This window comes from Micrococcus sp. Mcc89 (assembly GCF_024519795.1).
Lineage (GTDB): Bacteria > Actinomycetota > Actinomycetes > Actinomycetales > Micrococcaceae > Micrococcus > Micrococcus luteus.
This window is the reverse complement of sequence record NZ_JALJRI010000089.1, coordinates 1-24,488: the sequence shown is the minus strand read 5'-3', so window position 1 is coordinate 24,488 and position 24,488 is coordinate 1. Positions and strand designations below refer to the sequence as shown.

The window sequence follows — 24,488 nt, the reverse complement described above, 5'->3', positions numbered from 1 at the left end:
CGTCTCATCTCAGCCGGCGCCTCGTGGCAAGAACCTCATGACCCACAACACCTAGGGTGGAGCCATGTCCGTCGCACCCCGCGCCGCCGTGCCCCCCGCGGCCGCCGAGACCGGCACCACCGCCGTGCTCGCCGGCCTGCGCGTGGCCCTGCACGTCACGTTCGCCGCGCTGCTCACCGTGGGGCTGGCGCGCGCGCTCGCGGACCGGTCCCCGGAGGCGTCCTCCGGTCCGTTCCCGGCCACCACCCTGGTGCTGCTGACCGCCGCGCTGGCGGGCGTCTACCTGGCCGGGACCGTGCTGGAGCGGCGCCGGTGGGCCCGGGGCGACGACGTCGGCCGCGGTCCGGCGGTCGCCTGGCTGGCCCTGGTGCTGCTGCTGTGGGGCCTGCTCGTGGCCCACCACGGCGACTTCGCGTGGGTCGCCTTCCCCCTCTTCTTCGTCGTCCTGCACGTGGTCGACCGGGTGGCCCGGCAGGCCTGGGTGCGCCACGTGGTCGGGCCCGCGCTGGTGGTGGCGATGGCCGTCGTCGTGGTGGACGGGATGGCGGCGGGCGCCGGCGGCGTGCGGGTGCCGGCCGTCATTGGTCCGCTGGTGGGCGCCGCCGTGGCCGTGGTGCTCTCCGGGGCGTACCGCGCCCTGCACGCCGAGTCCGAGCGCCAGCGTGCCGTGGCCGAGCAGCTGCGCGCCGCGCAGGCCGAGCTCGCGCGCACCGAGCACCGGGCGGGGGTGAGCGCCGAGAGGGAGCGGCTCGCCCGCGAGATCCACGACACCCTCACCCAGGGGCTGGCCTCGATCGTGCTGGTCTCGCGCGCGGCCCAGGACGCGCTCGACGCCGCCGACCCCGCCCTCGCCCGGCAGCGCATGGAGACCGTGCGCGCCACGGCCGCCGAGAACCTCGCCGAGTCCCGCCGCTTCGTCCGCGACCTGCGCGGCACCGGGGCACCGTCCCTCATCGAGGCGCTCGAACGAGCGGTCGCCGGGTTCGCCGACCGGCAGGCCGCCGCCGGGACGCCCGTGGCTGCGGACGTCGAGGTCGTGGGGGAGCCGGTCGCGGTCGCCGAGGCCGTGGAGACCGCGGTGCTGCGAGCCGTGCAGGCCTCCCTGGCGAACGTGGGCGCGCACGCGGGCGCTCGGCGCGCCCGGGTCACGCTGGGCTACCTCGGTGATGAGCTGACGGTGGACGTGGCCGACGACGGCGCGGGGTTCGACCCGGCCGTCGTCGCGGCCCGCCCCCGGGCCGGAGCCGCCGGTGCCGACCCGGGGGCGGGGACCGGCGTGGGGCTGGCGAGCGTGCGCGAGCGTCTCGCTGCGGTGGGCGGCGAGGCCACCGTCGAGTCGGCCCCCGGCGAGGGCACCGTGGTGGCGCTGCGGGTGCCGCTGGCCGCCGCCGGGGCCGGCCGGAGCGCTGATCCCGAGCAGACCGAGAGCGAGGAGACCGCATGAGCGTGCGGGTGATGCTGGTGGACGACCACCCCGTGGTCCGGGCGGGGGTGCGGGCCGTCGTCGAGGCGCACCCGGACCTGAGCGTGGTGGCCGAGGCCGCCGACGGGGCGGAGGCGATCGGCGTCCTGGAGGCGGGCGAGCCCGCGGTGGACGTCGTGCTGATGGACCTGCAGATGGGCGCGGGGATGGACGGCGTGACCGCCACCCGCGCGGTGCGGGAGCGGTGGCCGGGGGTGCAGGTGCTGATCCTGACGACCTTCGACACGGAGGCGGACATCCTCGCGGCCGTGAACGCGGGCGCTGCCGGCTACCTGCTCAAGGACGCCCCGAGCGAGGAGATCGCCTCGGCGGTGCGGCAGGCGGCGGCGGGGCGCAAGGCGCTGGCCCCGCAGGTCGCGGCCACGCTGATGGGGCGCATGTCCGGCGGCTCCGAGGTGCTGTCCGAGCGGGAGATCCAGCTGCTCGAGCTGATCGCGCGGGGCGCCACGAACAAGGTGGCCGCGAAGGAGCTGTTCATCTCCGAGGCCACCGTGAAGACGCACCTGGTGCACATCTTCCAGAAGCTCGGGGTGGACAACCGCACGCGCGCCGTCGACGAGGCCCGGCGACGGCGCATCATCCGCTGACGGGCAGGCCGAGGCGGCCGGCCCTGGAGGGCCCGGCCCTGCTCAGCGGCGCCGCACGTACCGGGTGATCACCGCCGCGGCGACGGCGGCCAGCGCCAGCACGCCGAGCGCGGCGGGCAGGCTGAGGTCGCCGCGCTGGACGCCGAACCCCCGCAGCGTCCAGAAGACGATCAGGGCGCACGTGAACATCACGCCGACGAACATCCAGACCGACCGGAGCCCGGGTCCCAGCCCCGCACCGGGCCGGTGGCGGGGGTCACGGGGGTCACCGTCGTCGCCGGGCTGACCGTGGTGGAGGGGAGGCATCGTCATGCGCTCCACCGTAGGGGCCACGGGCCGGGCCGGGCCAGGGCCACCGCGTAGGCTTCAGGCTCGTGAAGACCCTTGTGCTCGGCAACGGCGGCCGCGAACACGCGCTGCTCACCGCCCTCTCCCGTGATCCGCAGGTCAGCGCCCTCCACGCGGCGCCCGGCAACGCCGGCATGGCCGACCTCGCCACCCTCCACGCCGTCGAGGCCACCAACCCGGCCGCCGTCGTGGAGCTCGCGCGCGAGCTGGGGGCCGACCTCGTCGTCGTCGGACCCGAGGCCCCGCTGGCCGCCGGCGTCTCCGACGCCCTGCGCGAGGCCGGGTTCGCCGTGTTCGGCCCCTCGCAGGCCGCCGCGCAGCTCGAGGCGTCCAAGGCCTTCGCCAAGGAGGTCATGGCCGCCGCGGGCGTGCCCACCGCCGGCTCCCGCGTGTGCACCACCGCCGCGGAGGCCGCCGCCGCCCTCGACGAGTTCGGCGCCCCGCACGTCGTCAAGGACGACGGTCTGGCCGCGGGCAAGGGCGTCGTGGTCACCTCCGACCGCGCCGAGGCCCTCGCCCACGCCGAGGCCTGCTTCGCCGCCGGCGGCACCGTGGTGATCGAGGACTTCCTGGACGGCCCCGAGGTCTCCCTCTTCGTGATCTGCGACGGCGAGGCCGCCGTCGCCCTCACCCCCGCCCAGGACTTCAAGCGCATCCACGACGGCGACGCCGGCCCCAACACCGGCGGCATGGGCGCGTACACGCCGCTGCCGTGGCTGCCCGAGGGCTTCACGGACGAGGTCATGGACCGCGTGGCCCGCCCCGTGCTCGCCGAGATGGCCCGCCGCGGCACCCCGTTCACGGGCGTGCTGTTCTGCGGCCTGGCCGTGACCGCCGAGGGCGTGGAGGTCATCGAGTTCAACGTGCGCTTCGGCGACCCCGAGACCCAGGCCGTGCTCGCCCGCCTCGAGACGCCCCTGGGCGGGCTGCTCGCCGACGCCGCGGCCGGCCGGCTCGGCGCGGACCGTCGACTCGAGTGGAGCGACGACGTCGCCGTGGACGTGGTCATGGCCTCGGCCGGCTACCCGGCCTCCTCCTCGAAGGGCGACGTGATCACCGGGCTGGCCGACGCGGCCGGCCTCGAGGGCGTGCACGTGATCCACGCGGGCACCGCGGTGTCCGGTGAGGACGTGGTGACGGCGGGCGGCCGGGTGCTGGCCGTCGTCGGGCGCGGGGCGGACCTGGCCCAAGCGCGCGAGCGCGCCTACGCGGGCGTCGAGCGCATCCGGTTCGACGGCGCCCAGTGGCGCACGGACATCGGACTCAAGGCCGAGCGCGGCGAGATCACCGTGCCGGGGACGGAGGGAGCGAAGTGAGCGGGGAGCGCGTGGGGTTCACGGGGGCCGAGGCCCTCGAGCTGCCGGGCTGGCGGCACGTCTACTCGGGCAAGGTGCGGGACCTGTACGAGCCCGCTGACGCCGAGCCGGGGCGGTCCGCGACGCTGCTCGTGGTGGCCTCCGACCGGATCAGCGCCTACGACCACGTGCTGGAGCCGCCGATCCCGGACAAGGGCGCCATCCTCACCCGGTTGACCCTGTGGTGGTTCGAGAAGCTGGCCGAGGGCTACAACGGGGCGCACGCCGAGCCGGTCGAGCACCACGTGGTGAGCGCGGACGTGCCCGCGGCCGTGGCCGGGCGGGCGATGATCGTCAAGCGCCTGGACATGTTCCCCGTGGAGTGCATCGCCCGCGGCTACCTGACCGGCTCCGGCCTGGCCGAGTACCGCGCGTCGGGCACGGTGGCCGGCCTGCCGCTGCCCGCCGGGCTCGTGGACGGCTCGCGGGTCGACCCGCCGATCTTCACGCCGTCCGCGAAGGCCGAGGTCGGCGAGCACGACGAGAACATCACGTTCGAGCAGATGGTCGAGCGCGTGGGCACCGAGGCCGCCGAGCGCCTGCGGTTCCTCACCCTGGACCTGTACGCCCGCGCCGAGGCGATCGCCCGCGAGGCCGGCATCATCCTGGCGGACACGAAGGTCGAGTTCGGTGTGGACCCGGCCACCGGCCAGGTGGTGCTGGGCGACGAGGTCCTCACCCCGGACTCCTCCCGGTTCTGGGACGCCGAGGACTACGAGCCCGGCCGCCCCCAGGCGAGCTTCGACAAGCAGTTCGTCCGCGACTGGCTCACGGGCCCCGACTCCGGTTGGGACAAGACCGGCGGGGAGGCCCCGCCGGCGCTGCCCGCCGACGTCGTGGCCAAGACCCGCGACCGCTACGTGGAGGCGTACGAGCGCCTGACGGGCCGCCCCTTCGACGCCTGACCCGCACTTTCGAACGTGAGATATGTCCTCTCTCACGTTCGAAAGTCCCCATTCGCCCGATTTCACGTTCGAAAGTCCGGGGCGGGGCGGGGGGGCTCCTGCACAGGGGCCCGGCCCCGCACAGGAGGGGGTCGGACGCCCGCCCACGACGACGGCGCCCGCATCCTGGCCGCATGCCACGCCGCCCCGCACCCCTTCCGCCAGCCCTCGCCGGCCGCGCGTTCACCCGGCGCGAAGCCCTGGACCGCCTCTCCCTCTCCTCCGACCGGCTGCGCAGCCTCGACCTGCGCCAGGTCACCCACGGGGCACACCGCGCGGTCGTCGACGTGCCGGGGTCGTGGGCCGCGCTCGGATACCCCCGCCCCGTGGCGGCCCTGCCGCCGGAGGAGGCCGCTGTCGTGGTGGCTCTGACCCGTGGGGTCGCCTCGCATCTGACGGCGGCGCGGCTGCACGGGCTCGTCCTGCCGTGGTGGGCCGAGGAGGACACACGGGTGCACGTGAGCCGGCCGCACCGCACGGGTCGGACGGGGCGCGCGGGCGTCGCCTGCCACGGACGCACGGTGCCGGCCGAGGACCGCGTGGAGGTGCACGGGGTCCCGGTCACCTCGCTCGAGCGGACGTGGGTGGACCTCTGCTCCCTGCTGCGGCCGGATCAGGTGGCGGACGCCGTCGTCGCGGGGGACGCGCTCGTGAACCGTCCGTGGGTGGACGGGTCCCGACTCCCGCCGCGCACGACGGCGTCGCGGCTCTCCGCGGCGCTGGAGCGGGCGGGCCGGTTCAAGGGCGTGCGGGTGGCTCGGTCCGCGCTGGCGCTGATCCGGGTGGGGGCGGACTCGCCTCCGGAGACGCGACTGCGGCTGGCGCTCCTCGACGCCGGGCTCCCCGAGCCGCGCCTCCAGGCGCAGCTGGTCTCACCGGCAGGGGAGCGGACCGACGCGGACATGGTGGTCGAACGGTCCCGCGTGGCCCTCCACTACGACGGCGGCCACCACCGCACGCCGGAGCAGCAGCGACGCGACGCACGGCGGGACCGTCTCTGGCAGGAGGCCGGCCACCTGTCCATCACGGTGATGGGCGCCGACCTGGCCGAGGACTTCCGAACCGTGGTGGCCGCCGTCGTCCGCCACGACCGGGCCGTGCGGGCGGCCTCCACCTCCGGCCCCGCCCCGCAGAACTTTCGAACGTGAAATCGGGCGAATGGGCACTTTCGAACGTGGGATAGGCCCTCTCTTACGTTCGAAAGTGCCCGGGCCGGGGCCCATCAGGCGAGCGAGTCCTCCCAGGCCCGGTGCAGCGCCGCGAACCGCCCGTCGGCCGCCACCAGCTCGGCGGGGCTGCCGTCCTCGACGATCCGGCCGTCGTGCATCACGAGCACCCGGTCGGCGGTCTCGACGGTGCTGAGCCGGTGGGCGATGATCAGGGCCGTCCGGTTCCCCAACAGCCGCTCCAGCCCGGCCTGCACGAGTCGATCGCTCGGCAGGTCCAGCGACGACGTCGCCTCGTCCAGGATCAGCACGGCGGGGTCCGCGAGGAACGCCCGCGCGAACGACACGAGCTGCCGCTGTCCCGCGCTCAGCCGCCCGCCGCGCTTGGCGACGTCGGTCGCGTAGCCCTCGGGCAGCCCCAGGATGAAGTCGTGCGCCCCCACCGCCCGGGCGGCCGCCTGGATCTCGGCCTCGGTGGCGTCGGGCCGGCCGAGGGCGATGTTCTCCGCGATCGACCCGGAGAACAGGAACGCCTCCTGGGTCACCATCACCACGTTGCGCCGCAGATCCGCCTGGCTGAGCTCGCGCAGCTCCACCCCGTCCAGCGTCAGCGAGCCGGCAGAGACGTCGTAGAACCGGGCGATGAGCTTGGCCAGCGTCGACTTGCCCGCACCCGTCTGGCCCACCACGGCCACGGTCTGCCCGGCCGGGATCACGAGGTCGAACTCCGGCAGCACCACCCGGTCCGGTCCGTAGCTGAACACCGCGTCCCGGAACTCCACCCGCCCGGACGCCACGCCCGTCCCCGGAGCGTCGGCCCCGGGCAGCGGCGTGGGCTCGGCGGCCTCCACCACGGTGGGCTCCTCCTCGAGCAGGCCGGAGACCTTCTCGAGCGCCGCCGTCGCGGACTGCAGCGACGAGTAGAACATCGCCACCATCTCCATGGGCTGGAACACGCGCCGTCCGGCCAGCAGGAGCGCCACGAGCACCCCCACCTCGAGGTCGCCGTCGAGCACGCGCAGGCCCCCGGTCACGAGCAGCGCCGCCACCGTCAGGTTGCCCGTCGCCACGAGCACCGGCTGCAGGATGCCGAACAGGTTGAGCGTGGCCACCATGTCGTCCCGGTAGGCCGTGGCCAAGTCGCGGTACCGCGCGTCGTTGTCCCGTTCCCGCCGGAAGGCCTGGACCGCGCGGATGCCGGTCATGGTCTCCACGAAGTGCACGATCGACCGCGCCGAGGACACCCGCGACCGCCGGTACGCCTCCTCGGACCGCACCTGGTACCAGCGCGTCACGATCGCCACCGGCACGGCCGCACCCAGCAGCACGAGGAACGACGGCGGGTCCAGCAGCAGGATGGACGCCGCGGTGAACGACATGAACATCAGCCCGGACACGAGCGAGGACACGCCCTGGTCCAGCAGCTCCCGCAGCGCCTCCAGGTCCGAGGTCTGCCGCGAGATCACCCGCCCGGACGTGTACCGCTCGTGGAAGCCGAGGCTCAGCCGCTGCGTGTGCCGGAACACGCGCAGCCGCAGGCTCAGCAGCATGGCCTGGCTCGCCCGCGCGGTGAGCCACGTGTACGCCCCCAGGAGGCCGCCGGAGATGAGGGCCGCCGCCACGTACGCCCCGCCCACGGGGACGAGGATGGGCCAGACGGATTCGTCGGCCCGCACGGCCTCGACGACGCGCGGCAGCTCCGCGTCGATCGCCCAGGCGATGATCAGCGGCCCGGCCGCCCGCGCCGCGTTGGACACGAGCACGAAGACCACGGTGAGCAGCAGCGTCCCCCGGACCGGCCGCGCGAGCTCGCCGAGCAGCCGGAAGGACCGGCGCCGGATGTGGCGGCGCTCCGCGCGGGTGTAGTCGAGGTCCTCTTCGGCCCCCACGCCGCGCACGCGGCTCACGTCGGCGGCGCTCATGCCTGCTCCTCCGGTCGGCTCGAGATGATGTGCCGGTACACGGCGCTGCGGGCCAGCAGTTCGGGGTGCGTCCCCACGTCCTCGATCCGCCCGTCCGCCAGCACCGCGACCCGGTCCGCCAGGGCCACGGTGGAGGGACGATGCGCCACGATCAGGGTGGTCGTCCCGTCGAGGACCTCGCGCAGGCGCGCGGTCACGGCCTCCTCGGTGCGCACGTCGAGGGCGGAGAGGGGGTCGTCCAGCACGAGCACGTCCGGGCGCGCCGCGATCGCGCGGGCGAGGGCGATCCGCTGGCGCTGTCCGCCGGAGAGGCTGAGGCCCTCCTCGCCGATCTCGGTCTCGACGCCGTCCGCCAGGTCCGCCACGAAGCCCGCCTGCGCGGTCTCGAGCGCGAGGTCGAGCAGGGCGTCCGCCGCGGGGGAGTGGAGGCCGTCCGCGAGCACGTCCGCCGGGGCGCCGAGCAGCACGTTCTGCCGGATGGTCGCGGAGAACAGCGTGGCGTCCTCGAACGCCACGGACACCCGCCGGCGCAGCTCCTCGAGCGGCATCCGGCGCACGTCCACCCCGTCCACGCAGACGGAGCCCGCCGTGACGTCGAGCAGCCGGGGGACCAGCTGCAGCAGCGTCGACTTGCCGGCGCCGGTCGCGCCGACCAGGGCCATCGTCTCGCCGGGCACCAGCTCGAGGTCGACGCCGTCGAGCAGGTCGCGCTCCCCGCGCCCCGGGTCCGCGTCCGGCCAGCGGAAGCGCACCCCGCGGAACGCGAGCGCGCCGGTGGCCGGGGGCACGACGGCGGCCTCCCCGGTGGGCGAGGCGATGTCCACGGGCGTGGCGAGGACGTCCACGTGGCGGTCGATCGCCGTGCGGGCCGAGAGCGTCATGCCCATCAGCTGGCCCACCGACTCGACCGGCCCGGCCAGCACGGCCGCGGTGGCGAAGTAGGCGGCGAGCGCGCCCACCGTCAGCTCCCCGGTCGCCACGAGCCACAGGCCCAGGGCGAGGCCCAGGCCCAGCACCGTCTCCGGCAGGGCCACGATGAGCGCGATGAACCGGGCCAGCACCGAGGCCTTGTGCACCTCGGTGCCCTGCAGCGTGCGGGCGCGCCCGCGGAAGCCGTCGAGGGCGTGCGCGCCGCGGCCGAACGCCTTGAGGACGCGGATGCCGTGCACCGACTCCTCGACGGACGTGGCGAGGTCCCCGGCCTGGTCCTGGGAGAGCCGGGACGCGGCGCGGAAGTCGTTGCGGAACCCGAACGACGCCCACATGATCGGCACGGCCGCGGCGAGGTAGAGCAGGGCCAGCTGCCAGGACAGCAGGAACAGCAGGACGAGGCCGACGGCGATGGTCACCACGTCCACCACGAGCATGACCGAGCCGAACGCGATCCACCGCCGCAGCAGCGAGAGGTCGCCCTGGGCCCGGGAGAGCAGCTGCCCCGAGGGCCACGCGTCGTGGAACGCCACCGGCAGGCGCTGGAGCCGTTCGAACAGGGCGATGCGCGCCCGGTTCTCCACCCCGGCGGCCGGCGGGAGGATGAAGTACCGGCGCAGGCCGATGAACGCGGCCTCGGCGAGGCCGAGCACGGTGAGCAGGCCGGCGGCCCGCCACACGTCCGCGCGGGAGTCGGGGGAGGAGGGCCCGGCGAGCACAGTCTGCGTGAACACGGTGTCCACGAGCAGGTGGATGACCTGCGGGATGGCCAGGGCCACGAGGCCCGCCGCCGTGGCCGAGGCGAGCCCGAGCACCCAGCGCGCCCGCACGCCCTCGAGGTACGGTGCGATCCCGCCCAGGGCGTCACGCAGGGACGAGGCGGCGGGAGAGGTGGCGCGGGTCACGGGGCTCCACTGTACCCGCGGCCGCGGACGGGACAGGCGGCTCAGCCCCGCGGGACCAGGTCCAGCACCACGGCCTCGGGCCGGCACGCGAACCGCACGGGCGCGGACGGCGCGGTCCCCAGGCCGGCTGACACCTCGAGGGGGACGGTCCGCCCCGCGGCCGTCCACGTCGAGACCCCGGAGGCCTGTCGGCGGGGCAGGTCGCAGTTGGTGACGAGCGCGCCGAGGAACGGCACGCACACCTGCCCGCCGTGGGTGTGGCCGGCGAGCAGCAGGTCGGCGCCGTCGGCGGTCATGGCGTCCAGCACGCGGCGGTACGGGGCGTGGGTGACGCCCAGCCGGAACCGCCCGTCGTCGCCGGGCCGCCCGGCGCCGTCGTCGGGCGCGGAGCCGGGGAAGCCGGCCCAGGCGTCCAGACCGAGGTGCGGGTCGTCGGTGCCGGCGGCGAGGACCTCGAGCGTGGTCCCGGCGCGGGTCGGCACGGCCAGAGCGGCGCCCCGGTTCGTCAGGTCGGCCCAGCCGGCGGCGCGGAACGCGCCGAACAGGACGTCGGAGGGAAGCCGGGGCCGGTCCGCGTCCATGCGCGAGGGGCCCGCGAAGTACCGGAGGGGGTTGGCCGCCTTGGGCGCGTAGTAGTCGTTGGAGCCGGGCACGAACACGCCGGGCCGCGCCAGCAGCGGCCCGAGCGCGTCGAGCACGAGCGGCACCGACGCCGCGGCGGACACGTTGTCACCCGTGTTGACCACGAGGTCCGGCTCGAGTGCATCCAATCCGCGCAGCCACGCCCGCTTGGCCCGGTGCCGGGGCAGCAGGTGGATGTCCGAGAGGTGCAGCACCCGCAGCGGCGCCGACCCGGCCGGCAGCACGGCCAGTCGGTGCGTGCGCACCGTCCGGGCCTCGGCCTCGGCGAGGCCCCAGGCCAGGCCGAGGCCCGCCGTCGCGGCCAGCCCGGCGGCGGCAGGCGCTGCGGCGCAGAACATGCGCCGGGCGGGGGAGGCGGCGGGGCGCATCGCGGTCAGAAGCCCGGGACCGCCTGGGGCTGCGGCCCGCCCCGGTCCAGGTCGTCGATGGTGAACTGGCGTCCGTCCGGGTGCTCGCCGGCCTCGCCCGGGTCCTCCGACTGCGGGCCGTCCCACTCGGGCAGTTCACCCGGCGGGAACTTCTCCTTGGCCAACTGGTTGTACTCGAGCCAGGACGGGCCGTTGATGGAGGTCGAGTAGAACGGGTTGCGGACCTCGCCATTGACGGTCTCGCCCGTCATGGACTTCAGGTTGTTGTAGCGGCCGGTCCACACGGCGGTGGCCAGCTTGCTGGTGAATCCGACGAACCACGTGGAGGACACGTTGTCGTTCGTGCCCGTCTTGCCGCCGAACTCGTAGCCGGCGCCCTCCTCGGCGATGTTGAAGCCGCCGATGTGGCGCAGGACCGGCATCAGCTCCCGGACGTGGTCCGGGTCGATGACCTGGTCGCACTGCGGGTCGGCGACGTCGTACTGGTTGCCGGCGGTGTCCGTGACCTCCAGGATGGCGCGCGGCTCGCAGTACAGGCCGTTCGCGGCGATGGCGGCGTACGCGCCGGCCAGGGAGAGCGGTGCCACCGAGTCCTTGCCGAGCAGGAAGGACGGGTCGTCCGGCTGCAGCGGGGAGCTGTCCAGGGCGCGGGTGATGCCCAGCTGGGTGGTGAGGCTCGTGATGTCGCACAGGTCCAGCTGGTACGCGGTGGCGACGGTCGGGGTGTTCACGGACCAGAAGAGGCCCTCGTCCACGCGCACCTGCCGCAGCATGTCGGGGATCACGTTCTTGAACTGCCAGGTGCCGCCGATCGTGGTGTAGCCGCCCGGGCGGCACGAGGCCGCGAAGCGCGTGCCCGTGGGGTAGACGTTCCGGGAGGCGTCCACGGAGTCGACCAGGCGGTTGCCGTTGCGCAGCCACGTCAGGGCCACGAAGGGCTTGAGCGTGGAGCCGGCCTGGAAGCCCTGGCCGCCGCCCCACTGCTTGTCCACGTTGAAGTTCAGCGAGGTGTGGCCGAGCTCGTCCTGGATGGCGTACTCGGTGTTCTGGGCCATGGTGCGGATGTTGCCGGTGCCGGCCTCCACCGAGGTGAGCGCGTGGCCGGCGCCCAGCGACTCGTTGTTGGGCACGGAGGCGCGCAGGTTCTTCTCGGTCTCCTTCTGGAGCGTCGAGTCGATCGTCGTGCGGATGGTGAGTCCGCCGCGGTCCAGCAGGGCCTGGCGGGACTGGACGTCCGGGCCGAACGTGGGGTCGGCGAGGATCTGCCGCTCCACGTAGTCGCAGAAGTAGGCGCCGAACTTGGCGTAGAGGCAGCCCGAGGGGCGGGACTCCATCACCACCTCCATCGGCTGGGCGACGGCGTGGTCGTACTCCTCCTGGGAGAGGTAGCCGTTGTCCTTCATCGCGTTCAGCACGAGGTTGCGCCGCTCCGTGGCCTCCTCCGGATTGCGGGCCGGGTTGAACCGGGTGGGGGACTGGACCATGCCGGCCAGCGTGGCGGCCTCCCAGCTCTCCAGGTCGGCGGCGGACTTGCCGAACACGTACTGCGAGGCGGCCTCGACGCCGTAGGCGCGGCCGGAGAACAGCACGATGTTGAGGTAGCCCTCGAGGATCTCGTCCTTCGACATCTGCTTCTCGACGGCGACGGCGAGCTTGATCTCCTTGACCTTGTCCGCGATGTTCTTGGAGCCGGAGAGGGTGAGGCGGGAGTCGCCGCGGATCTGCTGCACGTTCACCAGCATGTTGTTCACGAACTGCTGGGTGAGGGTGGAGGCGCCCTGCGTGGAGTCGGAGGTGGCGTTGTTCACGGTCGCGCGGATGAGGCCGCGCGCGTCCACGCCGTCGTGATCGTAGAAGCGCTCGTCCTCGATGGCCACGATCGCGTGCTGCATGTGCTCCGAGATCTCGTCCAGCGGGACCGGGGTGCGGTTCTCCTCGTAGAAGACGGCGATCTCCTCACCGTCCTCCGAGAGGATGCGCGACGGCACGGAGACCGGCTCCGTGGGCAGCTCGTCCGGCAGCTCGTCCAGCATCTCCCGGCCCGACGCGGCGGCGACACCGGCCAGGCCCGCGACGGGCAGCAGGAGGGCCGCCACGAGCAGGCCGGCCACCGCCGAGAGGCCCACGAAGGCGAGGAGGCGGCCGAGGGCGCTCGAGGGCGCGGGGAAGCGGGTCGTGCGGGAGGCCATGGGCGCGAGTGTAGCGCGGGCGCCTGGGACCTCTTCCGGGGTCCGCACCGGTGGCTAGGGTGGGTCCCATGACTCAGCAGACGCAGTGGGAGTACGCCACGATCCCCCTCCTCATCCACGCGACCAAGCAGATCCTCGACCAGTGGGGCGAGGACGGCTGGGAGCTCGTCACGGTGATCCCGGGCCCCGAGGGGAGCAACCCCGTGGCCTACCTCAAGCGTCCGAAGGCGGCGTGAACGTGACGGAGCAGTCCTCGGCCCCCACCTGGGGCGACGGCGCCGTCGCGGCCCGCCTCGCGGAGCTCGGCATCGACCGACCCGCCGTCGCGGCGCCGGTCGGCTCCTACGTCCCGGCCCTGCGGGACGGCGACCTCGTGCTGACCTCCGGCCAGCTCCCCTTCGTGGCCGGCGCCCTGCCCGCCACCGGCAAGGTGGGCGCGGAGGTCACCCCCGAACGCGCCCAGGAGCTCGCGCGGGCGTGCGCCGTGAACGCGGTGGCCGCGGTGCACGAGCTGGTGGGCGACCTGGACCGGGTCGCCCAGGTCGTCAAGGTCGTCGGCTTCGTGGCCTCCGACCCCGCGTTCACCGGTCAGCCCGGCGTGGTGAACGGCGCCTCGGACGTGCTGGCCGAGATCTTCGGCGAGGCCGGCCGCCACGCGCGCTCCGCCGTCGGCGTGGCCGTGCTGCCCATGGACGCTCCCGTCGAGGTGGAGATCACCGTCCGTGTCCGCTGATCCGGCCGGCCTGCTGCTGCCGGTCCGGGGGCAGGAGGAGGACCTCACCCGCCAGTGGCTGGACCGGCGCTTCCGCCAGGTCCGCCCCGCCCGGCCCGGGTCGTCCGTCGTGCTCGTGCGCGACGGCGACGACGGCCCGGAGGTCTTCCTCCGTCACCGCGCGGGACGCACCCCGCTCGGCCGCGTGGGTCTGCCCGGCGGCGCGCTCATCGAGTCCGACGCCGACTCGTGCCCGTGGTACGGGCCCGAGCCCTCCCAGTGGGCCCGCACGTTCGGGACCACGGACCGGCGGCGTGCGCGGCAGCACGTGGTGGCCGCCGTCCGTGAGCTCCACGACGAGGCCGGAGTGCTCCTCGCCGGTCGCTCCGACACGGACGTCGTGTCCACGGCGCGCATCGAGACCTGGGGCGGGGGCCGCAGCTCCCTCGAGGAGGGCTCGGAGAGCCTGCCCCATCTGCTGGCCGCGCGTGGCCTCGGGGTGCGCGCCGACCTGCTGCGCCCCGTCATGCGCTGGCATTCCGCGCCCCACGTCCACCGACGCTTCGACACGGCCGTGTTCGCCACGATGACCCCACCGCTGCAGTCCGCGCCGGCATCCGAGGAACCCGGTCCCGAACTCCGGGCGTGGGTGCCCGCGCGTCGCGCGCTCGCCGGCCCGCTGCGGCTGCCCGGACCCGCCGGGGCGGAGGGCACGGCACCCTTCGACCAGGTGGCGACCCCGCTGACGCAGGTCATCGTGCGTCGGGTCGCGGCGCACCGGACGGCCGCCGCCTTCCTGCTCTCCGTCACGCCCTGTGCCCGGCGCGGCCCCGTGCCGGAATACCACCTGGTCACCGAGGCCGGCGACGGCGGCACACCCCGGATGCGCGTGGAGCGGGCCACCCGGGACTGACCGGGGTGGCCCGCTCCACAGCGGCGGGGGGGCGTCAGCGCGAACGCTGGCGCAGACGCTGCAGGTCCAGGATGACCACGGCGCGGTTCTCCAGGCGGATCCAGCCGCGCTGGACGAACTCGGCCAGGGCCTTGTTCACGGTCTCGCGGGACGCGCCCACCAGCTGGGCGAGCTCCTCCTGCGTGAGGTCGTGCGCCACCAGCAGGCCGTCCGCGGCCGGGCGGCCGAAGCGGTCCGCGAGGTCCAGGAGCGCCTTGGCCACGCGGCCCGGCACATCCGAGAACACCAGGTCCGCCAGGGACTCGTTGGTCTTGGACAGGCGCTGGGCCAGGGCCTGGAGCAGCTGGACCGACACGTCCGGCGACGACGCGATGGCGCGGCGCAGGTTCTCGTGGCGCAGACCGGCCAGGCGCGTGGCGGACACCGCGGTGGCGGTGGCGTTGCGCGGGGCGGGGTTGAACAGGGCCATCTCGCCGAAGATCTCACCGGGGCCGAGCACGGCCACGAGGTTCTCGCGGCCGTCCGAGGCGGTGCGGCCGAGCTTGATCTTGCCGGACATGATCACGTACAGCTGATCGCCCTGGTCGCCCTCGTGGAACGCGGACGCGCCGCGGGAGAGCTCCACCTCGGTCAGCTCCGAGGTGAGGATGGCGAACACCTCGTCGTCCAGGTTGGTGAACAGCGGAGCCTTCCGCAGAACCTCGAGATCCATGTGTGCGTGTCCTCTCTGTGGGCAGTTCCTCGCACCGCGGCGGAGGAGCCGCCCGGTTCACTGGCGTCCATTGTGCCCCATACCCCAGGGCGGGCCGATACCCTGGATCCTCCACCGGGCGCGCGGGCGGTCCCCGTGCGTGGCCGGCGCCGTCGCATCCGAAGGAGGTCGCCCATGCCGCTGGGTCTGACGTGGCTGGACGTCCTGCTCATCGTCGCGCTCGCGATGCTCCTGGTCCAGGGTCACCGTCGTGGCCTGTGGGTGGTGCTGGGCAACCTCGTCGGCCTGGTCGGCGGCGCCGCGATCGCGTTCTACGCCCTGCCAGAGGTGGCGGAGTTCGTCACCGCGCCGCAGTGGCGGTGGGCCGCGCTGATCGCCACCCTCGTCCTGCTCGTGGCGGCGGGCCAGTACGTGGGCGCCGCCATCGGCGAGGCGATCCGGCTGCGCGTGAACCTGCCGGCCCTGCGACTCGTCGACCGCCTGCTCGGCGCGCTCGCCGCCGGTCTCGCGGGCGCCCTCGTCCTCTGGCTCGTGGCGTTCTCCATCGCGGCCTCCGGCTCCACCGCGGTCACCCGTGAGGTGAACCGCTCGCAGGTGATCACGGCGCTGGACACCGTGATGCCCGACTCGCTCCTGGCCTGGGCCGCCCGCTCGCGCTCCGCCGTCGCCGACCTGGACGTGCTGCCGGAGCTCGAGCTGCCCGCCCCCGTCCCGGAGTCCGACGACGGCGTCCGCGCCGCCCCGGCCCCGGCCGCGACGCCGGGTCTGCCCTCGGCCGCCTCCTCCCCGTCCGACACCGCGACGTCCGCCCCGTCCGCCTCGGCGACCCCCGAGGAGCCCGACGACGCCGCCGCGGCGTCGTCGTCCACGGCCGCCGCGCCGTCGGCCACGACGACCGCCCCCGCCTCGTCGACGTCGACGGCCGCCCCCTCGACTCCCGCCGCCTCCTCGGCGTCGGCCGCCGTCGTCCGGCTGACCGGGACGGCCGCGCAGTGCAACCAGGTGCAGAGCGGCTCGGGCGTGGCCGTGGCCCCGGACCGCGTGCTCACGAACGCGCACGTGGTCCTCGGCGTGGACGCCCCCACCGTGACGGACCGCGCCCGCGGCGTGCACGCGGCGCGGATCGTCCACCTGGACACGGCGCACGACCTCGCCGTCCTGGCGGTCGACGACGCGAACCTGCCCGTCATGACGGTCGGCGCCGAGCTGACGGGCGGCGCGTCGGCCTCCGTCCTGGGCTATCCCGACGGCGGCCCGTTCGCCTCCACCCCCGCGACCGTGCAGGCCGTCGGCGAGGTGCCGCTCGGCGACGTCCTGACCGGGGCCGCGAGCATGGTGGACGTCTACACCCTCGCGGCGGACATCCGCCACGGCTACTCGGGCGGCCCGGTGGTGGACACGGCCGGGAACCTGGCCGGTCTGGTGTTCGCCCGGGCCCCGGGCTCGGACGCCGTCGGCTACGCCCTGACGGCGGACACCATCGCCCCCGTCGTCGCCGCGGCCCCGGGGATGACGGCCACGGTCCCCTCGGGGGACTGCGTCCCGGGCGGCTGAGCCGGCGCCGCGCCATACGCCTGATGCCCGCATTCCGGACCGGACTGTCCGGCAACGGCCCGCATCGACTATTGTGGCCCCCGTCACACTCGAGTTTTCCCGACCCTCGGAGGTCCTGCATGTCCAGCACCGTCTCCGCGCCCGCGCCGACGCCGAAGCGCACCCGGGAGGAGTTCGCCGGCCGGTGGGCCTTCATCCTGGCGGCCATCGGCTCCGCCGTGGGCCTCGGCAACATCTGGCGCTTCCCCTACGTCGCCTATGAGAACGGCGGCGGCGCGTTCGTCATCCCCTACCTGATCGCGCTGCTCACCGCGGGCATCCCGCTCCTGTTCTTCGACTACGCGATCGGCCACCGCTTCCGCGGCTCCGCGCCGCTGGCGTTCCGGCGCCTGTCCCGGTGGACCGAGACCGTCGGCTGGTGGCAGGTGCTCATCTGCGTCGTCATCGGGATCTACTACGCCGCGATCATCGGCTGGGCGATCATGTACACCTGGTTCTCCGTGGACCAGCGGTGGGGCGAGGACCCGGAGACCTTCCTCATGGGCGACTACCTGCAGGTCGCCGACGACCCGTCCCCGTCCTTCGACTTCGTCTCGGGCGTCTTCTGGCCCATGCTCGCCGTCTGGGTGATCACGCTGCTCATCATGGGCTTCGGCGTGCGCCGGGGCGTGGCCCTGGCCTCGATGGTCGGCATCCCGCTGCTCATCGTGATGTTCCTGGTCCTCGTCGGCATCGCCCTCACCCTGCCGGGCGCCGCCCAGGGCCTGGACGCGCTGTTCACGCCGAACTGGGCCGCGCTCGCGGACCCGGGCGTCTGGATCGCCGCCTACGGTCAGATCTTCTTCTCGCTGTCCGTCGGCTTCGGCATCATGATCACCTACGCCTCCTACCTCAACCGCCGCACGAACCTCACCGGCTCCGGCCTGGTGGTCGGCTTCTCCAACTCGGGCTTCGAGATCCTGGCCGGCATCGGCGTGTTCTCCGCCCTGGGCTTCATGGCGCAGGCCTCCGGCGTGTCCGTGGCCGAGGTGGCGGGCAGCGGCATCGGCCTGGCGTTCATCGCCTTCCCCACCCTGATCTCGCAGGCCCCGCTCGGCGCCCTCATCGGCGTGCTGTTCTTCGGCTCGCTCGTAGTCGCCGGCTTCACCTCGCTGATCTCGATCCTCGAGGTCGTCATCTCCGCCGTGAAGGACAAGCTCGGCTGGGGCCGCTGGACGGCCACGATCGTGGTGATCGGCCTGTCCGGGGTGGTCTCCCTCACCCTGTTCTCCACCACCACGGGCCTGCAGATGCTGGACACCATGGACGCGTTCGCCAACAACTTCGGCATCGTGGGCGCGGCGCTCCTGTCGGTGCTCCTGGTCACCGGCGCGCTGGGCTCGGCCCGTCGCATCACGGCGCACCTCAACGCCGTCTCCTCCTTCAAGGTCGGCCGCGGGTACGTGCTGCTGATCGGCGTGCTCATGCCGATCGTGCTCGCCTACATCTGGCTCTCCTGGATCATGAAGGTGATCGCGGAGGGCTATGAGGGCTACCCGGGCGACTTCCTCGGCGTCTTCGGCTGGGGCATCGCGCTCGGCTCCGTCGCCCTGGCGATCCTGCTCTCCCTGATCCCGTGGTCCCGCAAGTCCAACCTCTACGCGGAGGACCTGGACAGCGAGATCCACGGCGACCTCATCCCGCACAACGCCGTGCCCGAGGGCACCGTCCCCACCGGCGCCCTGCCGGTGGTGCCCGCGGCCGCCACCCGGAAGGAGCTCTGACCGATGAGCACCGCAGCGATCGTCATGATGTCCCTGGCCATCCTCCTGGTGTGGGGCGGCCTCGCGGTCTCCGCCGTCCACCTGCTCCGCCACCCGGACGACTCCTCGGGCGATCTCGCCATCGAGGACGAACTGGCCCCCGCCGTGTGGGAGCGCGAGGATGGCCGTCTCGACGCACGGCACCGGTGAGTCGATGAGGGCCACCGGTCCGTCCCCAGCGGCCCCGTCCGCGGTCTCGATCGCCGACGGGGCCGCGGGCGTGGTCTCCGCCTCCCTGCCGGTCGTGGCGGTGGACGGGAGCCTGCCGGCCCCGCCCTACCGGCAGATCGTGGACGCGGTCCTGGCCGGCGTCGCCTCCGGATCCCTCGCCCGCGGGGACCGACTGCCGCCCGTGCGCGCGCTCGCCGCCGAGCTCGGCGTGGCACCGGGCACCGTGGCCCGGGCCTACAAGGAGCTCGAGGCGCACGGCACCATCCGCACCCGGGGGCGCGCGGGCACGTTCGTGGCCGCCTCGGCGGACGCCCGCGCGGACGCCGCGCACCAGGCCGTGCGCCGCTGTCTCGACACCCTGCTCGAACGCCTCGGCTACACGCCCGACGAGGCCGTGGAGCTGGTCCGGCGGGACGCGGCCGCCCGCGCCTGAGCCGGGCCCGCCCACCGACGACGCCGCCCCGGACCGCACACAGCGTGCGGACCGGGGCGGCGTCGTCGTGCCGGCTCAGGCCTTCGGGGCGAGCGTCTCCACGATGCGCTGCATGACCGTGGGGTCGGCCAGCGTGGTGGAGTCGCCCGGGTCGCGGCCCTCGGCCACGTCCTTGAGGAGGCGGCGCATGATCTTGCCGGAGCGCGTCTTGGGCAGCTCGGGGACCACGAGCACGCGCTTGGGCTTGGCGATGGGTCCGATGTCCTTGCCCACGTGCTGCCGCAGCTCCTCCTCGACCTCGGCGACGTCGCGGTCGGCCGCGACGGCGTCCTCGGTGAGCAGGACGAACGCGACGACCGCCTCGCCCGTGGTCTCATCCTTCGCGCCGACCACCGCGGACTCGGCCACGGACGGGTGCGCCACGAGGGAGGACTCGATCTCGGTGGTGGACAGGCGGTGGCCGGAGACGTTCATGACGTCGTCCACGCGGCCCAGCAGCCAGATGTCGCCGTCCTCGTCGTGGCGGGCGCCGTCGCCGGCGAAGTACATGCCGGGGAAGCGGGACCAGTAGGTCTCCTTGAAGCGCTCCGGGTTTCCCCAGATGCCGCGCAGCATGGACGGCCACGGCTCGCGCACCACGAGGAAGCCCGCGCTCGTGTCCGTCATGGGCTCGCCGAGCTCGTCCACGACCTCCAGCACGACGCCGGGCACCGGCCTCTGGGCGGAACCGGGCTTGAGGGTGGTCACGCCGGGCAGCGGGGTGAGCATGTGGGCGCCCGTCTCGGTCTGCCACCAGGTGTCCACGATGGGGCAGCGGCCGGCGCCGATGACCTCGTGGTACCAGCGCCAGGCCTCCGGGTTGATGGCCTCGCCCACGGAGCCGAGCACGCGCAGGCTGGAGAGGTCGTACTCGTCCGGGATGTGCCGGCCCCACTTCATGAACGTGCGGATCGCCGTCGGCGCCGTGTAGAGGATGCTCACGCCGTACTTCTGCACGATCTCCCACCAGCGGCCCTGGTGCGGGGAGTCCGGGGTGCCCTCGTAGATCACCTGGGTGGCGCCGTTGACCAGGGGCGCATAGGCGACGTAGGAGTGCCCGGTGACCCAGCCGACGTCGGCGGTGCACCAGAAGACGTCCGACTCCGGGTGCAGGTCGAAGGTGTCGTGGTGGGTGGCCGCGGCCTGCACGAGGTAGCCGCCGGTGGTGTGCAGGATGCCCTTCGGCTTCCCGGTGGTGCCGGAGGTGTACAGGATGTAGAGCGGGTGCTCGGCGTCGTGCCACACGAGCTCGTGCTCGTCGGACTGGCCGTCCACGACGTCGTGCCACCACAGGTCGCGGCCCTCGGTCATCTCGACCTCGGCCTCGTTGCGGCGGACCACGAGCACGTGCTCGGCGGTGTGGCCGGGCGCGGAGAGGGCCTGGTCCACAGCGGGCTTGAGCATGGAGGGCTTGCCGCGGCGGAAGGAGCCGTCGGCCGTGACCACGAGCTTGGCCTCGGCGTCGTCCACGCGGGAGCGCAGGGCGTCGGAGGAGAAGCCGCCGAACACCACGGAGTGGACCGCGCCGATGCGCGCGCACGCGAGCATCGTGATGATGGCCTCGGGGATCATCGGCAGGTAGACGGCCACGCGGTCGCCCTTGGTCACGCCGAGGGACTCGAACGCGTTGGCGGCGCGCCGGACCTCGGCGGCCAGGTCGGCGTAGGTGTAGGTCCGGGTGTCGCCGGGCTCGCCCTCGAAGTGGATCGCCACGCGGTCGCCGTGGCCGGCCTCGACGTGGCGGTCCAGGGCGTTGTACGCGGCGTTGGTGGTGCCGCCGACGAACCACTTCGCGAAGGGTGCGTCGGACCAGTCCAGGACGTCGGTGAAGTCCTGCTCCCAGTGCAGGACCTCGCGGGCGCGGCGGGCCCAGTAGGCCAGGCGGTCCTCGGCGGCCTCCTCGTAGAGGTCGGCTCCGGCCACCGCCTGGGCGGCGAACTCGGTCGGGGGCGGGAACGTGGGGATCTGCTCGTCCATCGACGGGGTCCTTTCGGGGTGGTGCGGTCGGTGCGCGGCACGGATGTGACGCGTCCCACACTAGTCTCCCGCCTCAGCATGCCGCGCGCGGCGTCGTCGCCACAAATCCTCAGGTCCTGTGTGTCGCATCGCACCCAGAAGCGGGGGCCGGACGCGGTGCGGACGTCGGCATGTGCCCCGCTCCCTAGGATGGTCGGACCTGAGCGGATCGCACGAGGGCGGGAGGACGCGCGGATGGAGACGGAGTCGACGGGCACGCCGACCGGGGAGACCCGGCTGGCCCTGGTGCGCCGGGCGCGGCGGATCGACCGGATCCTGGCCGAGACGTACCCGTACGCCGTCGGCGAGCTGGACTTCGAGACGCCGTTCGAGCTGCTCGTGGCCACGGTGCTGTCCGCCCAGACCACCGACGTGCGCGTCAACGCGGCCACGCCGGCGCTGTTCGCCCGCTTCCCGGATGCCCACGCGATGGCGGCGGCCACCGAGCCCGAGCTGCAGGAGCTCGTGCGCTCCACGGGGTTCTACCGGAACAAGGCCTCCGCGATCCTGCGGCTGTCCCAGGAGCTCGTGGCCCGGCACGACGGCGAGGTCCCCGCCCGTCTCGAGGACCTCGTGGCGCTGCCCGGGGTGGGGCGCAAGACCGCGTTCGTGGTGCTCGGCAACGCCTTCGGCCAGCCCGGGATCACGGTGGACACGCACGTCGGCCGGCTGGCCCGACGCCTGGGGTTCACGGACGAGACCGACCCGGTGAAGGTCGAGCACGCCGTGGGCGCCCTGTTCCCGCGCCGGGACTGGACGATGCTCTCCCACCGGCTGATCTTCCACGGCCGCCGCGTGTGCCACGCGCGCCGCCCGGCGTGCGGGGCGTGCCCGATCGCCCGTTGGTGCCCGTCCTACGGCGAGGGGGAGACCGACCCCGAGAGGGCGCGCGCCCTGCTCGCCTACGAGCTCAAGCCCGGCCGGGAGGAGCTGCTCGAGCTCCTGCGCGCGGGGCGGACGCGCCGGGAGCTGCGCGCCCTCGGCCACGGACTGGAGGCCTGAGCGCCCGGCCTGCCCGCCCGCTCAGCCTGCGGTGAGGCCCGTGAGGATCGCGTCGACGGCCCGGCGCGCGTGCACCCCCACGCCCGCGAGCGTGGCCGAGGCGGCCCCGCACCAGTCGTCGTAGCCGAGCAGGTGCAGTCCCGGCACGTCCACCGAGGCGGTCGGCAGGGCACGCTCCGTCGCCGGCGCCCCGGAGGGGCGGCGGGTCAGCTCGAGGCCCCGCAGATGGCGCAGGTCCGCCCGGAAGCCCGTGCACCAGACGACGTCGTCCACCGGGTGCTCGGCGCCGCGCACCCGGGCCGCGGCGCGGCTGGCGGCGGGCCAGCCGTGGCTTGCGCCGGCGTCGTGGTCCCAGCGGACGCCGTCCGGCGTGAGCGCGGTGGGCGCGGGGACCGCGTGGAGCCCGGCCTCGTCGCGGGCGCGGATCACCGAGGGCACCATGACGATGTCCCCGAGGTCGCCCACGCGCGCCTCAGAGCGGCCCAGCACGCGCGCCGAGGCCCGATCGAAGAGCACCCGCCCGTCCACGTCGTCCGGCATGAACCGGGGCGGCCGCCGGGTGGCCCACGTGGTGGCGACACCCGCCAGCAGCAGGTCCGCCGCGATCTGGGCGCCCGAGTTGCCGCCGCCCACCACGAGGACGCGCCGCCCGGTGAACGCGTCGGGGGAGCGGTACGCGGCGGAGTGCCGCTGCGTGCCGCCGAAGCGGTCGGCGCCCGGGAGGGCCGGCACGAACGGGCGGGTGAACGAGCCGGTCGCGGAGACCACCGCGCGGGCGGTCAGGGCCGAGCCGTCCTCGAGCCGCACGGTGAACGGCGGGGACGCGGCGGCGTCGTGCGTCACCTCCGCCACGCGCACGCCCCGGCGCACCGGCAGCCCGTAGCGGTCCTCGTAGTCGGCCAGGTACGCGACGACGTGCCCGGCGTCCGGGGTGGCGGGGCCGGGCGACGGCGGCATGGGTCGGCCCGGCAGGGAGGAATGCTCGGCGGGGGAGAACAGGCGCAGAGAGTCCCAGTGGTGCGGCCACGCACCGCCGGGCTGGGCGGACGCGTCGAGCAGGACGAACGACGGCGGCGGGCCCGGCCGGCGTCCGCCGGCGACGTCCCGCGCGGCCCGCGCCAGGAAGTAGCCGACCGCCAGTCCGGCCTGGCCGGCGCCGATCACCGCGACGTCCACCGGATCCGGGGACGCGGTGGCCGCCGGGGGCGAGGTCAGGGGAGCCGTCATGCCCCGAGGCTACGACCGGCGGCTAGCGTGGGGGCCATGCCTGAGACCCCCGCGAGCCCCCGCCCGACCTCCCGCGACGCCGTCGGGACGTCCGAGGCGTCGCTGACGGGTGCGCGGGACCAGCTGGCGGACCTCGTGGCCCGCTGGGGCACGGCCCCTGCGGACGCGCCCGGTCACCACGACCCGGCCTCGCTCACCACCATCCCGCCCGAGGCCGTGCCGATGTGGGGCTTCGACTGGCCCCGGTCCGGCGATCCGCGCCCCTCCGCCGTGCTGATCCTGTTCGGCGCCCTCGACGACGTCCCCGCCCGTCACGACGCCGGGCGCGTGCACCCGCACGTGGACGTGCTGCTGACCCAGCGCGCCGCCACCCTGCGCCAGCACGCCGGGCAGATCGCGTTCCCCGGCGGTCGCGTCGACCCCGAGGACGGCGACGTCGTGGCCACGGCCCTGCGCGAGGCGCAGGAGGAGACCGGCCTGGACCCGGCCGGCGTGGAGGTCCTGGGCGTGCTGCCGGCGGTGCCGGTGGTGGTCTCCGGGCACGTGGTGCACCCGGTGCTCGGGTGGTGGCGGGACCCCAGCCGCGTGGCGGTGGTCGACCAGGCCGAGGCCGCGGCCGTGTTCCGGATGCCGGTCGCGGACCTGGTGGACCCCGCGAACCGGTGCCGCGTGGCCCGGCCCGGCGGCCGCCGCGGCGAGACGCCGGGCTTCCTCGTGGGCGAGCGCCTGGTGTGGGGGTTCACGGCGGCGCTGCTGGACCGGGTGCTGGGGCTGCTGGGCTGGGACGTGCCGTGGGACGACTCCCGCGTGCGCGACGCGCGGACCCACCGGATCCTGCGCGACTGACGGCTGCGCTCCGCCGTCCGCTCCTGCACAGGCGCCGGAGGGCGGGTTCGTGTCCCCAGCGGCGGGACCGGGGGCGCGGGCACCCGGGCGGGACGGTGGACTGGACGGGCCGGCGGCCGCGGACCGCGGCGGCCGCCCCGACCCGCAGGAGGCCCGCCATGCGCCCGTTCGTCCCCGCCGCCCCGGCCCGCCCGCCCCGGGGCCGACGACGCCGCCCCGCCC

The 24,488-nt window shown here is 74.6% G+C and carries 22 protein-coding genes; 14 read left to right on the top strand and 8 right to left on the bottom strand.

What is annotated here, in order from left to right; genetic code table 11:
• Positions 1-64 precede the first annotated feature (64 nt).
• Together NR072_RS09020 and NR072_RS09015 are read left to right on the top strand one after the other, a co-directional pair.
• Positions 65-1,444 carry a sensor histidine kinase gene (locus NR072_RS09020; protein WP_206451797.1) on the top strand — a complete coding sequence of 460 codons (1,380 nt, stop codon included), beginning with the start codon at positions 65-67 and terminating at the stop codon, positions 1,442-1,444.
• Positions 1,441-2,070 carry a response regulator transcription factor gene (locus NR072_RS09015; protein WP_020624423.1) on the top strand — a complete coding sequence of 210 codons (630 nt, stop codon included), beginning with the start codon at positions 1,441-1,443 and terminating at the stop codon, positions 2,068-2,070. The genes NR072_RS09020 and NR072_RS09015 overlap by 4 nt, the downstream gene beginning before the upstream one ends.
• A 42-nt stretch (positions 2,071-2,112) precedes the next feature.
• Here NR072_RS09015 and NR072_RS09010 read toward each other — a convergent pair whose 3' ends face one another.
• Positions 2,113-2,382 carry a hypothetical protein gene (locus NR072_RS09010; protein WP_036314260.1) on the bottom strand — a complete coding sequence of 90 codons (270 nt, stop codon included), beginning with the start codon at positions 2,380-2,382 and terminating at the stop codon, positions 2,113-2,115.
• A 62-nt stretch (positions 2,383-2,444) separates the two neighbouring features.
• On the opposite strand from NR072_RS09010, the gene purD reads away from it, so the two are divergent.
• From purD to NR072_RS08995, 3 genes are all read left to right on the top strand, one after another.
• Positions 2,445-3,734 (top strand): phosphoribosylamine--glycine ligase, encoded by a 1,290-nt coding sequence (purD, locus tag NR072_RS09005; RefSeq protein WP_044658866.1) that lies wholly within the window; start codon positions 2,445-2,447, stop codon positions 3,732-3,734.
• On the top strand, positions 3,731-4,678 hold the full coding sequence (locus NR072_RS09000; protein WP_098094429.1) for a phosphoribosylaminoimidazolesuccinocarboxamide synthase: 948 nt from the start codon (positions 3,731-3,733) through the stop codon (positions 4,676-4,678). Before purD ends, NR072_RS09000 begins: the two co-directional genes overlap by 4 nt.
• Positions 4,679-4,851: 173 nt before the next feature.
• Positions 4,852-5,865, top strand: coding sequence for a hypothetical protein (locus tag NR072_RS08995; RefSeq protein ID WP_256836926.1), 1,014 nt, complete (start codon positions 4,852-4,854; stop codon positions 5,863-5,865).
• A gap of 74 nt (positions 5,866-5,939) precedes the next feature.
• Here the strand turns inward: NR072_RS08995 and NR072_RS08990 are convergent, their stop codons facing one another.
• The 4 genes from NR072_RS08990 to NR072_RS08975 are packed head-to-tail and all read right to left on the bottom strand — an operon-like array spanning position 5,940 to position 12,839.
• Entirely contained in the window at positions 5,940-7,805 is a 1,866-nt protein-coding gene (locus tag NR072_RS08990; RefSeq protein ID WP_256836925.1) for an ABC transporter ATP-binding protein, read from the bottom strand.
• Positions 7,802-9,640, bottom strand: a complete 1,839-nt coding sequence (locus NR072_RS08985; protein ID WP_036314269.1) for an ABC transporter ATP-binding protein — start codon at positions 9,638-9,640, stop codon at positions 7,802-7,804. The genes NR072_RS08990 and NR072_RS08985 overlap by 4 nt, the downstream gene beginning before the upstream one ends.
• Positions 9,641-9,681: 41 nt before the next feature.
• Positions 9,682-10,650, bottom strand: coding sequence for a metallophosphoesterase (locus tag NR072_RS08980; protein WP_095353860.1), 969 nt, complete (start codon positions 10,648-10,650; stop codon positions 9,682-9,684).
• A gap of 5 nt (positions 10,651-10,655) precedes the next feature.
• A complete protein-coding gene (locus NR072_RS08975; RefSeq protein WP_020628328.1) occupies positions 10,656-12,839 on the bottom strand; it encodes a transglycosylase domain-containing protein in 2,184 nt (727 codons plus the stop codon).
• A gap of 68 nt (positions 12,840-12,907) precedes the next feature.
• On the opposite strand from NR072_RS08975, the gene NR072_RS08970 reads away from it, so the two are divergent.
• Genes NR072_RS08970 through NR072_RS08960 form a run of 3 tightly spaced genes read left to right on the top strand, consistent with a single transcriptional unit; the run spans position 12,908 to position 14,464 of the window.
• A complete protein-coding gene (locus NR072_RS08970; RefSeq protein ID WP_020628329.1) occupies positions 12,908-13,075 on the top strand; it encodes a DUF4177 domain-containing protein in 168 nt (55 codons plus the stop codon).
• Positions 13,072-13,572 carry a RidA family protein gene (locus NR072_RS08965; RefSeq protein ID WP_020628330.1) on the top strand — a complete coding sequence of 167 codons (501 nt, stop codon included), beginning with the start codon at positions 13,072-13,074 and terminating at the stop codon, positions 13,570-13,572. Before NR072_RS08970 ends, NR072_RS08965 begins: the two co-directional genes overlap by 4 nt.
• The gene (locus tag NR072_RS08960; protein ID WP_095353858.1) at positions 13,562-14,464 is read left to right on the top strand and encodes an NUDIX hydrolase; all 903 of its coding nucleotides are present in this window, start codon (positions 13,562-13,564) and stop codon (positions 14,462-14,464) included. The genes NR072_RS08965 and NR072_RS08960 overlap by 11 nt, the downstream gene beginning before the upstream one ends.
• Before the next feature lie 34 nt (positions 14,465-14,498).
• On the opposite strand, the gene NR072_RS08955 is transcribed toward NR072_RS08960, so the two are convergent.
• Positions 14,499-15,176 (bottom strand): Crp/Fnr family transcriptional regulator, encoded by a 678-nt coding sequence (locus NR072_RS08955; RefSeq protein ID WP_002854021.1) that lies wholly within the window; start codon positions 15,174-15,176, stop codon positions 14,499-14,501.
• Between the two features lie 174 nt (positions 15,177-15,350).
• On the opposite strand from NR072_RS08955, the gene NR072_RS08950 reads away from it, so the two are divergent.
• The 4 genes from NR072_RS08950 (at position 15,351) to NR072_RS08935 (ending at position 19,136) form a co-directional block, all read left to right on the top strand.
• Positions 15,351-16,730 carry a CvpA family protein gene (locus NR072_RS08950; protein WP_095353857.1) on the top strand — a complete coding sequence of 460 codons (1,380 nt, stop codon included), beginning with the start codon at positions 15,351-15,353 and terminating at the stop codon, positions 16,728-16,730.
• Positions 16,731-16,849: 119 nt separating this feature from the next.
• Complete coding sequence (locus NR072_RS08945) at positions 16,850-18,493, top strand: sodium-dependent transporter (protein ID WP_095353856.1); 1,644 nt, start codon at positions 16,850-16,852, stop codon at positions 18,491-18,493.
• A gap of 3 nt (positions 18,494-18,496) precedes the next feature.
• On the top strand, positions 18,497-18,682 hold the full coding sequence (locus NR072_RS08940; protein ID WP_036338231.1) for a methionine/alanine import family NSS transporter small subunit: 186 nt from the start codon (positions 18,497-18,499) through the stop codon (positions 18,680-18,682).
• Positions 18,654-19,136 (top strand): GntR family transcriptional regulator, encoded by a 483-nt coding sequence (locus NR072_RS08935; protein WP_095353855.1) that lies wholly within the window; start codon positions 18,654-18,656, stop codon positions 19,134-19,136. Before NR072_RS08940 ends, NR072_RS08935 begins: the two co-directional genes overlap by 29 nt.
• 75 nt (positions 19,137-19,211) lie before the next feature.
• On the opposite strand, the gene acs is transcribed toward NR072_RS08935, so the two are convergent.
• On the bottom strand, positions 19,212-21,152 hold the full coding sequence (acs, locus tag NR072_RS08930) for an acetate--CoA ligase (RefSeq protein WP_256836915.1): 1,941 nt from the start codon (positions 21,150-21,152) through the stop codon (positions 19,212-19,214).
• A gap of 234 nt (positions 21,153-21,386) precedes the next feature.
• Here acs and nth point away from each other — a divergent pair, with 234 nt between their 5' ends.
• Complete coding sequence (gene nth, locus NR072_RS08925) at positions 21,387-22,193, top strand: endonuclease III (protein WP_095353853.1); 807 nt, start codon at positions 21,387-21,389, stop codon at positions 22,191-22,193.
• Positions 22,194-22,214: 21 nt separating this feature from the next.
• Here nth and NR072_RS08920 read toward each other — a convergent pair whose 3' ends face one another.
• The gene (locus tag NR072_RS08920) at positions 22,215-23,420 is read right to left on the bottom strand and encodes an NAD(P)-binding domain-containing protein (protein ID WP_230259719.1); all 1,206 of its coding nucleotides are present in this window, start codon (positions 23,418-23,420) and stop codon (positions 22,215-22,217) included.
• A 36-nt stretch (positions 23,421-23,456) separates the two neighbouring features.
• On the opposite strand from NR072_RS08920, the gene NR072_RS08915 reads away from it, so the two are divergent.
• Complete coding sequence (locus tag NR072_RS08915) at positions 23,457-24,266, top strand: CoA pyrophosphatase (RefSeq protein WP_095353851.1); 810 nt, start codon at positions 23,457-23,459, stop codon at positions 24,264-24,266.
• Positions 24,267-24,488 lie beyond the last annotated feature (222 nt).